A 13,757-nucleotide genomic window follows, 5' to 3' on the forward strand; every position below is an offset into this window, starting at 1 on the left:
CCGCCGCGCGATAACGCGCCAGCTCACGCGCGCTGGCGCAGCGGCCGGGCGGCGTCCTTCGCCGGCACCGGCATGGTGAAACCGTACAGGAACAGGTCGACCACCATGTCAGCGAATTCGTGAGGATCGATGCCGCCCTTGGGGTCGTACCAGGTGTGGCTGAAGTTCAGGATGCCGAACAGCATCATGCTGTAGATCTTCTTGGTCCGCTTGACGATCTTGCCTTCCTTGTCGAGCTTGACCAGAAGATCGGAGACCGTGTCGACCAGCTGGCGCTCCAGCGCCTTGATCGCATCCTGCTCGGTCTCGCCGAGGAACGAGAGGTCGTTGAGGATCACGCGCTGCTCGTCGCTCGAGCGCGCGTTGAGCGCGACGATGGCCTGGATCGCGGCGCGGAACTGCTCCAGCGTCGCCGTCTTGCCGGCCATCGCGACCTCGACATCGGCGATCATCTCGCGGATATGCGCATCGAGGATCGCGAACAGGATCGCTTCCTTCGAATCGAAATAATGATACAGCGCGCCGCGGGACAGCTTGCAGGCATCCGCAAGGTCGGCGATCGAGGCACGCATGTAGCCTTGCCGCGCGAACAGGCCGCAGGCGGTGGTGAGAATGCCCCGCTGGATCTCGTCGTAATTTTCTGAGCGCGTCCGCGCCATACCTGTCTCTCTCGTCCACCATCGGCGCCGCCGGAATCGGGCAGCCGCCGTCTCTCTATACTACTGCCGCTCCGCGCCCTCCTCCCCTTTGCGGGCACCATCCACCAGAACTGTTCGACCGCTCGCGTCCAGGCTTTGACCTGCGTCAAAAAATAATTTGAACGACCGGTCGGATTATATTAGACTGCCTGCCATCAAGCAAGCGGATTGCGCACGCCGGGACCAACCCGGCGGCATCGAGGGAGGCTGCGCGTGGATACTCAGAGGATCGATGCTGTCGTGATCGGAGCTGGCGCCGGCGGGCTGTGCGCCGCGGCGCGCCTCGCCCATGGCGGGCTGCACACGCTCGTGGTCGACGACAAGGACCGGCTGGGCGGCCGCGCTTCGACCGAAGAGATCGACGGCTTCAAGGTCAATATCGGCGCGATCGCGATCGAGTTCGGCGGCGTCTTCGAGGAGACCTTCCACACCGTCGGCGCGCCGCTCGACATCCGCGCGCCGGAGCCTGCGAGCTCGTTCTTCATCGATGGCAAGGTGATCGATGTCGGCCGCGGCGGCTGGTCGCTGCTGCTAGGGCAGCTCACGAAACAGGCCTCGCGCATCCTGGAGAAATTCGCCGACGCCCGCTCCGGCAATCTGCCCGACGGGCGGCAATCGACCGAGGACTGGCTGAAGGGCTACACCAGCAACGCCACGGTGCACGCGCTGTTCCGCAACCTCTGCGCGGCCATCTTCGCCTGCAACGCCGCCGAACTGCCGGCCCGCGCCTTCCTCACCTATTTCACCAGCAAGGGCGCCTTCAAGAAGTTCGGCTTCTGCCCGCAGGGCACGATCGGCGTCTGGAACAGCCTCGGCAGCGCGATCCGGCGCAATGGCGACATCTGGCTCGGCACGCCGGCGACCACAATCCACACCGCCAATGGCCGCGTCGCAGGCGTCACCGTTCTGCGGAACGGCGAACGGGTGCGGATCGACACCGATCTCGTCATCAGCAATGCCGGACCGAAAGCCACCGTCGCGCTCGCCGGCAGCGAGGCCTTCCCGGCGGATTACATCGCCAAAGTGAAGAACGACCTCCGCCCGGCCGCCAACATTGTCATCAACGTCGCGAGCCGCGAGCCGCTGATCAACCATCCCGGCATCGTCACCTTCGGCAAGACGCGCCGCCTCTGCAACATGGCGAACCTCTCGGCCACCTGTCCGGAGCTGGCACCACCCGGCTGGCACCTCTATGTCGCCTATGCCGTGCCGGTGCCCGCGCTCGGCGACTTCGACTCCGATGCCGAGGTTGCGCTGGCGCTCGAAGATCTGCGCGAACAGTTCGCCAATTTCGACCAAGCCAAGATCCTGTCGATCCGGGTGATGCGCGACGACTGGCCGGCGCAACGCAGCTGCGCCGGCTACGATCTGCCGCGCGAGACCGGCATCGAAGGCTTGTGGTGCGTCGGCGACGCGGTGAAGCAGTATGGCAATGGCGGCACCCAGGCCTGCGCCGAGACCGCCAAGATCGTCACCGACGCGATCCTCGCCGCGCGCCCGCGCCGCTCGGCCGGCCGGGTCTGAGCAAGATGCCGACGACGATCCCGCATCCGACGCCGCAGGCAGCGCCGCTCACGGCAACGGCGACGGATGCCCTGCTCGAATTCCGCAACATCCGGATCGTCTACGACAACGCGATCGAGGCGATCCGCGATGTCTCGATCGCGGTGCCCGAGGGCAAGATCGTCGCCTTGCTCGGCTCCAACGGCGCCGGCAAGTCGACGCTGCTCAAGGCGATGTCCGGCATCCTCTATACCGAGGAAGGCGTGATCGAGAACGGCAGCATCCGCTTCCGCAATGACGAGGTGCATCACCTTGCGCCGGATGAACTGGTTCGCCGCGGCATCGTCCAGGTGCCGGAGGGACGCCGCGTATTCGCCGCGCTGACCATCGATGAGAATTTGCAGATGGGCGGCTATATCAGGACCGGCGCCGAGGCACGCGAGCGCCGCGACAAGGTGTTTGCGCTATTTCCGCGGCTGCATGAGCGCCGCGACCAGATCGCCGGCTACATGTCCGGCGGCGAGCAGCAGATGCTCGCGATCGGCCGCGCGCTGATGACCGATCCCGTGCTGCTGGCGCTCGACGAGCCGTCGCTCGGCCTCGCGCCGCTGATCATCGACCGCATCTACGAGGTGATCGTCCGCCTGCGCGACGAGCTGAAGATGACGGTGCTGCTGGTGGAGCAGAACGCGCAGCGCGCGCTCGACATCGCCGACTACGGCTACATCCTCGAGACCGGCCGCGTCGTGCTCGATGGCACGGCCAAAAAGCTCACCGCCAACGAGGACGTCCAGGAATTCTATCTCGGCGTCTCCTCGTCCGGCCGCAAGAGCCTGCGCGACGTCAAGCATTACAAGCGCCGCAAGCGGTGGCTGTCGTGACCGCTTTGCTGACGATCGAGAACCTGTCAAAGCGCTTCGGCGGCCTGCAGGCCGTCGCCGATGTCAGCATGCAGGTCAGCCCCGGCAAGATCTGCAGTGTGATCGGCCCGAACGGCGCGGGCAAGACCACGCTGTTCAACATGATCTCGGGCGTGCTGCGGCCGAGCGGCGGCCGGATCACCTTTGATGGCATCGACCTTGCGACGATTTCGCCGTGGAAGTTCGCCGCCGTCGGCATCGGCCGTACCTTCCAGAATCTGGCACTGTTCAAGCACGGCACGGTGGTCGAGAATATCCTGACCGGCCGCCACACCCACCTGCGCTCGACCGTGCTCGACGCCGTGGTGTTCTTTGGCCGCACCCGCAACGAGGAGATCGCGGCGCGGCAGCGCGTCGAGCACATCATCGAATTCCTCGAGATCGAGCATATCAGGGACGCCGTGGTCGGCACGCTGTCCTATGGCCAGCAGAAGCGCGTCGAGCTCGCCCGGGCGCTCGCCTGCGAGCCGAAACTGCTGCTGCTCGACGAGATGGTCTCCGGGATGAACCAGGAGGAGACCGAGGACATTGCGCGCTTCGTGCTCGACATCCGCGACGAGCTCGGCATCACCGTCGTGATGATCGAGCATGAGATGCGCATCGTGATGGACATTTCCGACCGCATCCATGTGCTGAATTTCGGCCGCAAGATCGCCGAGGGCACGCCCGACGAGATCAGGCGCGATCCGGCCGTCGCGGAGGCCTATCTCGGCGGCCAGCGCACTGAAGCGATCACAAAGGCAGGCGCATGATGTCGACGCTGGACAGCCTGCGCACCACCCATCCGCCGCTGCGCGCCAGTGCCGTGCGCAGCGCATCTGCGGCGGAAGCCGACACGCTGCAGGCGGCTCTCGCGGATGCTGCCATCACCATCCCGCAATTGCTTCGGCAGCGCGCCGCCATGCATGGCGAGGCGCTGGCGCTGCGCGAGAAAGACTACGGCATCTGGAACCCGTATTCCTGGCGGCACTATTACGAAACGGCGCGCGCGGTCGCGCTGGGCCTGCTCTCGCTCGGCATCAAGCCCGGTGACCGTATCGCCATCGCCGGCGAGAACACGCCGGAATGGTTCTACGCCGATCTCGGCGTCCAGATGATCGGCGCGGTCGCGGTTGGCATCTATCCGACCAATCCCTGGGTCGAGCTGCAATATATCGTCAAGCATTCCGGCGCCCGCATCGTCGTCACCGGCGATCAGGAGCAGACCGACAAGGTGCTCGACGCGATGGCCAACAATGGCGGTCTGCCGGATCTCGAGGCCATCGTCTGCATCGACATGAAGGGCCTGCGGCACTACCGCCAATCGCAGCTGATGTCGTTCGCGGCACTCTGCGAGCGCGGCACGACATATGCGCGGGAGAATCCGGAGGCCAACGCCACCCTCGATCGCCTGATCGGCCAGGGTGCGCCCGACGATGTCTGCATCCTGGTCTACACCTCGGGCACGACGGGCCCGCCCAAGGGGGCGATGCTGACCCATCGCAATCTCGTCTACGCCGCCTATGCCTACGCCAAAACCGTCGGGATCGCCGACAAGCCGTTCGAGGCGGTGAGTTATCTGCCGCTGTGCCATGTCGCCGAACGCTGCTACGGCACGGTGACGCATCTCGTGCTCGGCGGCACGGTCTCGTTCGCCGAGTCGATCGACACAGTCGCGATCAACATCCGCGAGATCGCGCCGACCTTCTTCGTCGGCGTTCCCCGCATCTACGAGAAGCTGCAGCAGGGCTTTCTGTTCAGGCTCGGTGAGAGCGGCCGGCTGCGGCAGGGTTTCACCAAGGCTTGCCTCGCCTGGGGCCGCACGCTGTCCGACCGCCGGCAGGCCGGCAAAGCCAATTGGCTCGATCACGCCGCTTACGGCCTGCTCTACCTTTTGATGTTCCGCAATTTGCAGCGCCATCTCGGCTTCGCCTACAGCCGTCACCGGCTGTGCGCCGGCGCCTCGATCTCGCCGGAGACGCTGCGCTTCTTCGACATCATCGGTCGTCCGGTGTCGCAAGGCTATGGCCTCACCGAAAGTGGCGGCGTCGCCTTCATCCAGACCGGGGGTCACCACAGGATCGGTGGCTGCGGCGTGCCGTTACCCCAGACGGAATGGAAACTCGATGCCGACGGCGAGATCCTGCTGCGCAACCCCGGCGTCTTCAAGGGCTACTTCCTCGACGAGAAAGCCTCGACGGCGTCGCTGGAACAAGACGGCTGGCTGCGCACCGGCGACATCATCGAGATAACAGACAATGGTGAGATCGCCGTGGTCGACCGCAAGAAGGCGATCATCATCACCGCCGGCGGCAAGAACATCGCGCCATCGGAGATCGAGAACGCTTTGAAGGATTCCGAGTTCATCAAGGAAGCGATCGTGGTCGGCGAGGCCAGGAAGTATCTCGGCGCCATCATCCAGATCGATTACGACAATGTCGGCCGCTGGGCCCGCGACCGCGCGCTGGCCTACACCAACTACAAGTCGCTGTCGCAGCTGCCGGAAGTGCACGAGCTGGTCGAGGGCATCGTGGGTGAGACCAACAAGCGCTTCGCCCGGGTCGAGAACATCAGGCGCTTCGCCATCCTCGAGAAGGAACTCGACCATGACGACGGCGAATTGACCGCCACGCAGAAGGTGCGCCGCGCCATGATCGAGAAGAAGTTCGCGCGCGAGCTTGCCATCATCTACCGGGCGGAGGGCTGAATGCAGTATCTCGTCCAGCTCCTGATCTCCGGCCTTGCAATCGGCGCGATCTATGGCCTGATCGCGATGGGCTTTGCGGTGATCTACAAGTCCACCGGCCTGGTCAATTTCGCTCAAGGCGAGATGACCATGATCACCGCCTATATCGCCTGGACGATCTCGACCACGGTCAGCGGGAACGTGTTCGTGGTTGCTATCGGCGCAATCCTCGCCGCGGTCCTGCTCGGGCTCATCATCGAGCGGCTGGTGATGCGGCCGATGCTGGGCGAGCCGGTGTTCGCGACCGTGATGGTCACGATCGGGCTCGCGGTGATCCTGCGCTCGGCGATCAACTTCATCTGGGACGCCTATCCGCACGGCCTCGATATCGGCATGGGCCGCGGCATCGTGCATCTCGGCGGCATCGGCGTGCGCACCGGGCAGCTCGCGGTCATCGCAACGCTGCTTCTGCTGCTCGCTGCGATCTGGGCGTTCTTTCGCTACAGCAAGGTCGGCGTCGCGATGCGCGCGGTCGCGGCCGACGACCGCACTGCGCTGCTGATGGGCATCAGCGCCACAAGAGTTCATGCGCTGGCCTGGGCCGCCTCCTCGGTGATCGCCGGCATCGGCGGCGTGTTCTTTGCGCTGTCCTACGATCTGTCGCCGGCGATGTTCCAACTCGGGCTGAAGGCGTTTCCAGCCACGATCCTGGGCGGGCTCGACGCCGTGCTCGGCTCCGGCCTCGGCGGCCTCCTGATCGGCATCACCGAAAACCTGGCGGGCGGCTATCTCGGCTCCGGCATGAAGGAGGTCGCGGGCTTTGCCATGATCATCGTGGTGCTGATGGTCCGCCCGTTCGGCATTTTCGGCGAACGCGATATCGAGAGGGTGTGATGCGGACCGGCGATTACAAGCAGACCTATGGCGAGCTGGTTGCGCTGATCGATTCCCCGCCGGTGTGGCTGTGGTCCGCCGTGCTGCTGCTGGCGCTGATCGCGGCGCCCTATTTGCTGAACTCCTACACGCTGTCGTTCCTGATGATCATCCTGATCACGGTCACCGGCGCGCTCGGGCTCAACATCCTGACCGGCTATACCGGCCTGATCTCGCTCGGCCATGTCGGCTTCCTCGTCACCGGCGCCTATGCCTATGCGGTGCTGGTGTCGAAATATCACATGCCGCCGCTGGTCGGCTTCCTCGGCGCCGGCGTGGTGCCGGCACTGGCGAGCCTGATCGTCGGCGCGCCATCGCTGCGGCTCAAGGGGCTTTATCTCGCCATCACCACGCTCGCCTTCTCCTTCATCATCAACACCGTGATCCTGGAGATGCGCTGGCTCACCAATGGCGCCCGCGGCATTCAGGTGCAGCGGCCCGAGATCTTCGGCATCAGCTTCGATAGCGATGCCGCTTTCACCTATCTCTGCCTCGCGATCGCGGCGCTGACGCTTTTCGCCACCCTCAACATCCGCCGCAGCCGGGTCGGCCGCGCCTTCGTTGCGATCAGAGACAACGACACCGCGGCCCGCGTCATGGGCATCAATCTGCACGCCTACAAGCTGTTCGCCTTCGTCACCTCGGCCTTCATCACCGGGATCGCGGGCGCACTGTACGGCATCTACCTCTCCTTCGTCAGTGTCGAGGGCTTTCCGTTCCTGCTCTCGATCGAGGCGCTGGCGATCCTGATCGTCGGCGGGCTCGGCTCGGCGCTCGGCGCGGTGCTCGGCACCGTCCTGATCGTGCTGCTGCCGGAGGCGACACGGCTCGTCTTCAGCCTGTTCAGCGCGCAGATGGACGCGACCTTCACGACCGGCGCGCAGGAGCTGAAGAGCATGCTCTACGGCCTCGTCATCATCCTGTTCCTGCGCTTCCAGCCCAGGGGGCTGGTCGGCGCCTGGCACGATATCAAGCGAACCTGGGTGCACTGGCCGCTGCGCTACTAACAAGAAAAGACACAACACCATGAGGAGGAAACAATGATCAAACATCTGGCGGCGGCCGCGCTGCTGCTTTCCACCGCCCATCTTGCCATCGGCCCGGCTGTAGCCGCCGATCCCGGGATCACCGACACCGAGATCCTGATCGGCGACGTCGAACCCTTGACCGGCCCCCCGGCGCTGCTCGGCGTCGCGGCCTCGATCGGCCACAAGATCGCGATCGCGGAGGCCAATGCCGCCGGCGGCATCAACGGCCGCAAGATCAAATATGTGCTGGAAGACGACGGCTACGTCACCGCGCGCACCATCCAGGGCGTCAAGAAGGTGATCGACGTCGACAAGGTGTTCGCGATGATCGGCATCTCCGGTTCGGGCCAGTCGATCGCTGTCATGCCGGTGCTGGAGAAATCAGGCATTCCGACCGTGATCGACGTCGCGCCGGTCAAGTTCCTGTGGGAGCCGCCGCGCAAGAACGTGTTCGTGGTCGGGCAATCCTATGAGGAAGGCATCATCCACCTCATCAATTTCCTCGCCGACAAGAACCCCGGCAGGAAATGGGGACTGATCACCCAGGACGACGATTACGGCATCACCGTGCGCGACGGCTTCGATTCCGTGGTCAAGGCCAAGAAGCTGAATGTCGTCTACAGCGGCAACTACAAGAAGGGCCAACAGGACTTCTCGTCCGACATGCTGCAACTGAAGGAGTCCGGCGCCGAAGTGTTCCTGGCCGGCGGCATCATCGCCGAGAACATCGCGATGATGAAGGAGCTCGAGAAGCTCGGCATCAAGCCGGTGACCGGCATCTTCTGGCCCGGCCGCATCGAGCCGGTGCTGAAGCTGATGGGGCCGGCGGGCGACGGCATCTACGCGGTCGATTATGTCGAACCATTCGCCGGCACGGCCGGCAAGGCGTTCCTGGAGAAGGCCAAGCCGCTGGTCTCGGAGGCCGAGTTCAAGGGCATCAACCGCTACACCATGACCGGCTATGCCGCCGCGAAGGTCCTGATCGCGGCGATCGAGCGCTGCGGCAAGCAGCCGACCTGGGCCTGCACCATCGCGGAGTTGGAGAAGACCAAGAATGTCGAAACCGGCGTGATGGCGCCGATCAGCTTCGGCCCCGGCGTCCGCTTCTCCAACCAGAAGCTGCAGATCATGCAGGCTGACGCGAAAACGCCCAGCTTCAAGCCGGTGGACTAGAGCGATGAAGGTCCTGATCGTCTTTGCCCATCAAGAGACGCAGTCGTTCAATGCTGCGCTGCTGGCGCGGTCGGTCGCGGAATTGACCGCGCTCGGGCACACAGTCAGGATCTCCGATCTCTACGCCATGCGCTTCAACCCGGTGGCGACCGCCGAGGATTTTGGCGAGCGGCGGTTTCCCGACCGGCTGCAATATGACCGCGAGCAGAAACACAATCTGCAACATGGCGCGCTCAGCGGCGACATCACAACCGAGATCGAGAAACTGTTGTGGTGCGACCTGCTGATCCTGCAATTTCCGCTGTGGTGGTTCTCCGTCCCCGCCATCATGAAGGGCTGGATCGATCGCGTGTTCGTCAACGGCGCGATCTACGGCAGCGGTCGGCGCTACGACACCGGTGGTCTCGCCGGCCGCCGCGCCATGGTCGTGACCTCGACCGCCGCCTATCCCGGCATGTGCGCGCCCGACGGGCTGGTCGGCGCGCTCGATGTCGTGCTGTGGCCGATCCAGAACGGCATGCTGGCCTATGCCGGCTGCAAGGTGCTGCCGCCGTTCGTCTCGTATTCGGTGAATTTCGTCGATGAGGCCACTCGGCACCGCTACCTCGACGACTACGCTGCGCGGCTGCGGCAGCTCGAGACCACCGAACCGTTGTTCTTCCATCCACTGGCGGATTTTGGCGAGGACTGGCGCTTGAAGCCGGGCGTCGCGGCGCAGGCGGTCGGTCAGGGCAAATCTGCAACCTCCTCGAACGGCGCAAAGTAAGGTTGCCGCGACGGAAGTGCGCTCCCTCGCCCCGTTCTTACGGGGAGAGGGTTGGGGTGAGGGGCTGCTTTCCGCAGACATGGTGATGGAAGGACTCGCGGAGACTCCCCCTCACCCGGATCGCACCTGCGATGCGACATAGCCGAAACTTCGTTTCGGCGTCCCTTCCATAGACGGCCGCCGAAAGGCGGCCTATGCCTCTCCCCGCAAGCGGGGCGAGGTAAGGAAGAATCACATCCGCTTGGCGACTTCTTCCAGCATCACCTCGGTGGCGCCGCCGCCGATCGTCAGCACGCGGGCGTCGCGCACCATGCGCTCGATCGGCGTGCCGCGCATGAAGCCACTGCCGCCATGTAACTGAAGGCAGCCATGCACGACCTCGTGCAGCACCTCCGGCGACAGCGCCTTCACCATCGACACTTCGCGAAGACATTCCTTTCCGGCCGCGGCCAGCTCGGCGGCCTGATAGGCCAGCGCCCGCGCGGCAGCCGCCTTCGCGGCGAGCTGGGCAAGCTTGATCCGCACGCCCTGCTGATTCCAGAGCGGGCCGCCGAATGCCTGCCGTGTCTTCACATAGTTCGTCGTCAGCTCGATCGCCTTGGCGGATTCGCCGGCGCAGATACCGCCGATGCAGATGCGCTCGTTCTGGAAGGTCTCCATGATGCCATAGAAACCCTTGTTCTCCTCGCCGAGCAAGTTCTCCGCCGGCACGCGCACATCCTGGAAGGCGAGCTCCGCGGTGTCCGAGCAAAGCCAGCCATGCTTGTCGAGCTTGGTTGCCGTGATGCCGGGCGTGTTGCGCTCGACGATGAACAGCGAGATACCGCGGCTACCCTTGGCATGAGGATCGGTGCGCGCGGCGACGATCAGGATATCGCCATAGACCGCGTTGGTGATGAACATCTTGGCGCCGTTGATCACCCAGACATCACCATCGCGCCGCGCGCGCGTCTTGAGGCCCGCGACATCGGAGCCGGCATCGGGCTCGGTCACCGCGATCGAGCAGACCGTCTCGCCGCGGATAATCGCCGGCAGATACTTCTGCTTCTGCTCCGGCGTGCCGCGCAGGCTGATGTGCACCGCCGACATGTCGGTGTGCACGAGGATCGACGAGGTAAAGCCGCCGAAGCTCGAGCGCCCGAGTTCCTCGGCGAACACCATCGAGGCCAGCGGCCCCATGTCGGTGCCGCCATACTCGGCCGCGTGGCGCATGCCGAGGAAGCCGAGCGCGCCCATGCGGCGATAGATCTCGCGCGGGATCTTGCCGTCGCGCTCCCACGCCTCGGCATGCGGCACCACTTCCTTCTCGACGAATCGACGCACCTGCTCACGCAGCATGCGCAGCTCCTCGGGCAGATTGGGCGGCTCCGAGAAATGGAATTCGGCTTCGGTATGCTGGCGCGGATCCGAGGTCATGACGTTCATTGTGGCGCCCTCTCATGGCCGATGTGAAGATGGTTGCGCAGAAAATCTGCGATGGATGCGATCGCCTCTCGCGCCTGCGGAATCTCGGGGAACATCTGGAAGACGTGAATCATGCCGTCCCAGACCTGGAGTTCGACGTCGACGCCGACGGCCTTCGCCTTTGCAACCAGCTCCGTTGAGTCGTCGCGCACGGTTTCGCGATCGCCGACCTGCACCAGCAGCGGCGGCAGTCCGGTGAGATCGGCATAAAGCGGCGAGGCCAGCGGATCACTGACATCGCCGTCCTTGCCGACGTAGTTCCTGGCGAGCGCCAGGATCATCGCACGCTGATGGATCGGATCGGCCTCGGCCCGGCTCTCGTAACTTGCACCGGTTGCGGCGAGATCCGTCCAGGGCGACATCAGCGCGCCCGCCGCGGGAAGCGGCAGGCCGCGGTCGCGCGCCGCCAGCATCGCAGCGAGCACGAGGTTGCCGCCGGCCGAGTCCCCGGCGAGGGCGATGTCCGCCGGGCGTAATCCCTGATCGCACAGGTACTGATAGGCAGCCAGCGCATCGTCCAGCGCGGCGGGAAAGCGATGCTCCGGCGCGAGCCGGTAGTTGATCGAGAGCACGCGGCAGCCCGATGCATCCGCGATCCGCCCGGCCAGGTCGCGATGCGAGGCGACCGAGCCGATGCGGAAGCCGCCGCCGTGAAAATAGAGCATCGCCTTGTCGCGCGCCGCGCCTGACGGTACGAGCCATTCGCCGTCGACGCCACCAGTGGAGACCGGCTGGCACGTCACCGGCACCGGGCAGCCGGCAAAGGCTTCGTCCCAATCGCTGCGCATTTGCGCCACGGTGGTGTCACGGGTCCAGCCGCGATAAATCGCACGCAAGCGCTCGATTGCGCGATCGACCGGGACGTGTGCGGTATCGTTGCCCGCGCTGTCCATCTCAGCCGCCGATGCCCATGCCGCCGGACACGCCGAGCGTCTCGCCGGTGATATAGGCGGCCTGATCGGAGGCCAGGAACAGCGCGGCGGCCGCGACCTCCTCGGGCTCACCGAGGCGGCCGAGCAGCGTCGCGCCGGTCATCGCCTGCAGGATCTTGTCGCCGCCTTTCGCGACCGCCTGCTCCAGCATCGGCGTGCGGATCGGTCCCGGCGCGATCGCATTCGCGGTGATGCCATAGCGCGCATTCTCGCGCGCGATGCTGCGGGTGAAGGAGATCACGCCGCCCTTGGCCGCGGAATAGACCGCGCCGCCCCTGGAGCCGAGCCGCGCCGCCTCAGACGTAACATTGATGATGCGGCCGAAGCGCGCCGCCTGCATCGCCGGCAGCGCGGCGTGGGTGCAGGCCAAGACCGAGGTGAGATTGACTGCGATCAGACGGGACCAATCTTCGACACTGGTATCGGTGAAGAAGGCGTGCTGGTCGATGCCGGCATTGTTGACGACGATGTCGAACGGGCCGTCCTGCGCCATCACGGTTTGCACCGCCGTCGCATCGCTGACGTCGAGCCCTGCGACGTGAGCCCCCGTCTCGCGCGCGAGTTCCGAGGCCGCGGCCACATCGAGATCGGCGATCACGACCCAGCGCCGCGCGGCAAAGCTACGGACGATCGCGGCACCAATGCCGCGCGCGCCTCCGGAGACGAAGGCGCGGCGACCATCGAGACGCCCGAATGGCAAGGTGCCCGCCACTTCTCAGCGTCCCGTGAAAACTGGCTTGCGCCGTTCGATCACGGCGGCGAGCCCTTCGCGGGCATCGGCCATTCCCGAGAGTTCGGCGACGGTGCGCGCCTCTTCCGACAGGCACTGCTCGATGCTGGTGCCGGTGCCGGCCCAGACCAGCCGCTTGGTCGCCGCCAGCGCCTTCGGCGCACCGGCCGCAAGCTCGCGCGCCAGCGCCAGCGAAGCGTCGGCAAGCTCGGCATCGGGCACCACCTTGGTGACGATGCCCATCTGCAACGCTTCGGCCGCCGGGATCACCGGGTTGGTCAACAGGATCGACATCGCCCGCCGCAACCCCACCAGCCGCGACAGCGTGACGGAGACGCCGGCATCGGGCGCCATCGCCACCCGCGTCGCACCGGCGAGGAACTTTGCCGACTCCGCCGCGATCACGATGTCGGAGGCGCAGACCAGGCCGAAGCCGCCGCCGCCCGCGGCAAAGCCCTGCACCGAGGCGATGACAGGCGCATCCAGCCTCAGCAACCCGGTTACCGCATTCTGCAGATAGGCGGTGGCCTGCCGGATATAGTCCGGCAGCTTCTGGCCCTTGGAGGCAAACGCGCGGACATCGCCGCCCGCGCAGAAATTGGCGCCCTCGCCGCTCAGCAGCACGACGCGCAGATCCGGATGGCCGTGGCAGACCATGATGGCGTCGCACAGCGCGCTCAAGAGCTCGGCGCTCATGCCGTTGGCCGCATCGGGACGGTTGAGCCGCAACCGCGCGATGCCGTCGGTGATGTCGAGCAGAACGGGGCCCTTGTCGATCATGGCGAGACACCTTTCCTAGAGCAGGTCAGATCGAAGCGGATGGCGATGGTGCGCTCCCTCTCCCCGTCCTTACGGGGAGAGGGTTGGGGTGAGGGGCTGTCTCCGCATAAGCGGCGACAGCTAGATTCGCGGAAACTCCCCCTCACCCGAAACGCATCTAACGAT

At 65.4% G+C, this 13,757-nt stretch carries 13 protein-coding genes; 8 read left to right on the forward strand and 5 right to left on the reverse strand.

Annotated elements, in window-relative coordinates:
- Positions 1-23: 23 nt before the first annotated feature.
- Positions 24-659 carry a TetR/AcrR family transcriptional regulator gene (locus tag AKN84_RS34275; RefSeq protein WP_050424879.1) on the reverse strand — a complete coding sequence of 212 codons (636 nt, stop codon included), beginning with the start codon at positions 657-659 and terminating at the stop codon, positions 24-26.
- Positions 660-911: 252 nt separating this feature from the next.
- Here AKN84_RS34275 and AKN84_RS34280 point away from each other — a divergent pair, with 252 nt between their 5' ends.
- From AKN84_RS34280 to AKN84_RS34315, 8 genes are read left to right on the forward strand one after another with little or no spacing between them, the layout of a single operon-like run.
- The gene (locus AKN84_RS34280) at positions 912-2,222 is read left to right on the forward strand and encodes a phytoene desaturase family protein (RefSeq protein WP_244485664.1); all 1,311 of its coding nucleotides are present in this window, start codon (positions 912-914) and stop codon (positions 2,220-2,222) included.
- 5 nt (positions 2,223-2,227) lie between these two features.
- A complete protein-coding gene (locus AKN84_RS34285) occupies positions 2,228-3,082 on the forward strand; it encodes an ABC transporter ATP-binding protein (RefSeq protein WP_050424880.1) in 855 nt (284 codons plus the stop codon).
- Positions 3,079-3,873 carry an ABC transporter ATP-binding protein gene (locus tag AKN84_RS34290; protein WP_050424895.1) on the forward strand — a complete coding sequence of 265 codons (795 nt, stop codon included), beginning with the start codon at positions 3,079-3,081 and terminating at the stop codon, positions 3,871-3,873. Before AKN84_RS34285 ends, AKN84_RS34290 begins: the two co-directional genes overlap by 4 nt.
- Positions 3,870-5,807, forward strand: a complete 1,938-nt coding sequence (locus AKN84_RS34295) for an AMP-dependent synthetase/ligase (protein WP_244485665.1) — start codon at positions 3,870-3,872, stop codon at positions 5,805-5,807. The genes AKN84_RS34290 and AKN84_RS34295 overlap by 4 nt, the downstream gene beginning before the upstream one ends.
- The gene (locus AKN84_RS34300; RefSeq protein WP_050424881.1) at positions 5,808-6,680 is read left to right on the forward strand and encodes a branched-chain amino acid ABC transporter permease; all 873 of its coding nucleotides are present in this window, start codon (positions 5,808-5,810) and stop codon (positions 6,678-6,680) included.
- A complete protein-coding gene (locus tag AKN84_RS34305; protein ID WP_050424882.1) occupies positions 6,680-7,726 on the forward strand; it encodes a branched-chain amino acid ABC transporter permease in 1,047 nt (348 codons plus the stop codon). The genes AKN84_RS34300 and AKN84_RS34305 overlap by 1 nt, the downstream gene beginning before the upstream one ends.
- A gap of 33 nt (positions 7,727-7,759) precedes the next feature.
- Positions 7,760-8,920: an ABC transporter substrate-binding protein gene (locus tag AKN84_RS34310; RefSeq protein WP_050424883.1), complete on the forward strand. Its 1,161-nt coding sequence runs from the start codon at positions 7,760-7,762 to the stop codon at positions 8,918-8,920.
- 4 nt (positions 8,921-8,924) lie between these two features.
- Positions 8,925-9,686: an NAD(P)H-dependent oxidoreductase gene (locus tag AKN84_RS34315; protein ID WP_050424884.1), complete on the forward strand. Its 762-nt coding sequence runs from the start codon at positions 8,925-8,927 to the stop codon at positions 9,684-9,686.
- A 231-nt stretch (positions 9,687-9,917) separates the two neighbouring features.
- Here the strand turns inward: AKN84_RS34315 and AKN84_RS34320 are convergent, their stop codons facing one another.
- From AKN84_RS34320 to AKN84_RS34335, 4 genes are read right to left on the reverse strand one after another with little or no spacing between them, the layout of a single operon-like run.
- Positions 9,918-11,111: an acyl-CoA dehydrogenase family protein gene (locus tag AKN84_RS34320; RefSeq protein ID WP_128971419.1), complete on the reverse strand. Its 1,194-nt coding sequence runs from the start codon at positions 11,109-11,111 to the stop codon at positions 9,918-9,920.
- Complete coding sequence (locus AKN84_RS34325) at positions 11,108-12,043, reverse strand: alpha/beta hydrolase (protein ID WP_050424885.1); 936 nt, start codon at positions 12,041-12,043, stop codon at positions 11,108-11,110. The genes AKN84_RS34320 and AKN84_RS34325 overlap by 4 nt, the downstream gene beginning before the upstream one ends.
- Before the next feature lies 1 nt (position 12,044).
- Positions 12,045-12,794 (reverse strand): SDR family NAD(P)-dependent oxidoreductase, encoded by a 750-nt coding sequence (locus AKN84_RS34330; RefSeq protein ID WP_050424886.1) that lies wholly within the window; start codon positions 12,792-12,794, stop codon positions 12,045-12,047.
- A gap of 3 nt (positions 12,795-12,797) precedes the next feature.
- Positions 12,798-13,592 carry an enoyl-CoA hydratase/isomerase family protein gene (locus tag AKN84_RS34335; protein ID WP_050424887.1) on the reverse strand — a complete coding sequence of 265 codons (795 nt, stop codon included), beginning with the start codon at positions 13,590-13,592 and terminating at the stop codon, positions 12,798-12,800.
- Positions 13,593-13,757: the final 165 nt, after the last annotated feature.

The organism is Bradyrhizobium tropiciagri (assembly GCF_001189845.1).
GTDB classification, from domain to species: Bacteria; Pseudomonadota; Alphaproteobacteria; order Rhizobiales; family Xanthobacteraceae; genus Bradyrhizobium; species Bradyrhizobium tropiciagri.

Bases quoted from the DNA above. Each gene is read 5' to 3' on its own strand.
- AKN84_RS34275 (WP_050424879.1), bottom strand. From the start codon at position 659: ATGGCGCGGACGCGCTCAGAAAATTACGACGAGATCCAGCGGGGCATT.
- AKN84_RS34285 (WP_050424880.1), top strand. From the start codon at position 2,228: ATGCCGACGACGATCCCGCATCCGACGCCGCAGGCAGCGCCGCTCACG.
- AKN84_RS34295 (WP_244485665.1), top strand. From the start codon at position 3,870: ATGATGTCGACGCTGGACAGCCTGCGCACCACCCATCCGCCGCTGCGC.
- AKN84_RS34300 (WP_050424881.1), top strand. From the start codon at position 5,808: ATGCAGTATCTCGTCCAGCTCCTGATCTCCGGCCTTGCAATCGGCGCG.
- AKN84_RS34305 (WP_050424882.1), top strand. From the start codon at position 6,680: ATGCGGACCGGCGATTACAAGCAGACCTATGGCGAGCTGGTTGCGCTG.
- AKN84_RS34310 (WP_050424883.1), top strand. From the start codon at position 7,760: ATGATCAAACATCTGGCGGCGGCCGCGCTGCTGCTTTCCACCGCCCAT.
- AKN84_RS34315 (WP_050424884.1), top strand. From the start codon at position 8,925: ATGAAGGTCCTGATCGTCTTTGCCCATCAAGAGACGCAGTCGTTCAAT.
- AKN84_RS34320 (WP_128971419.1), bottom strand. From the start codon at position 11,111: ATGAACGTCATGACCTCGGATCCGCGCCAGCATACCGAAGCCGAATTC.
- AKN84_RS34325 (WP_050424885.1), bottom strand. From the start codon at position 12,043: ATGGACAGCGCGGGCAACGATACCGCACACGTCCCGGTCGATCGCGCA.
- AKN84_RS34335 (WP_050424887.1), bottom strand. From the start codon at position 13,592: ATGATCGACAAGGGCCCCGTTCTGCTCGACATCACCGACGGCATCGCG.